At 63.8% G+C, this 329-nt stretch carries 1 protein-coding gene; it reads right to left on the reverse strand.

Annotation, left to right across the window (positions count from 1 at the left end):
* A partial coding sequence (locus AACR93_RS01995; protein WP_231557005.1) for a VCBS domain-containing protein occupies positions 1 to 313 on the reverse strand: 313 nt, incomplete at its 3' end.
* Positions 314 to 329: the final 16 nt, after the last annotated feature.

Here is a 329-nt window from a genome sequence, read left to right on the forward strand (position 1 = left end):
GTACGGTGAAGGTCTCGACCTTGGTCTCGCCCTTGCCCAGGTACTGCACTTTGCTGTTGTCGACGTTGTAGGTCCAGGTGCCGTCAGCCGTGATGCTCAGGCTGCCCAGGGCATCCGGGCTCGCGGTGATGCTGGCCGCGTCGGTCTTGAACGCCACCTCGTCCTCACCGTCCACGTCGCTGATCTTCAGCTGGCCGCTGTCGCTCAGCTGGCCTGCGCTCGAGACGTTCAGGTCTTCGGTTACCGCTCCCGCCGCATCGCTGCCGCTGATCTGCACCGAGCCGTCATTCACCCCGGTGATGGTGATGGTCACCTTGTGCGGTGTCTGT

Origin of the sequence: Aeromonas sp. L_1B5_3, assembly GCF_963866575.1 — a bacterium.
Classification (GTDB): domain Bacteria; phylum Pseudomonadota; class Gammaproteobacteria; order Enterobacterales; family Aeromonadaceae; genus Aeromonas; species Aeromonas jandaei.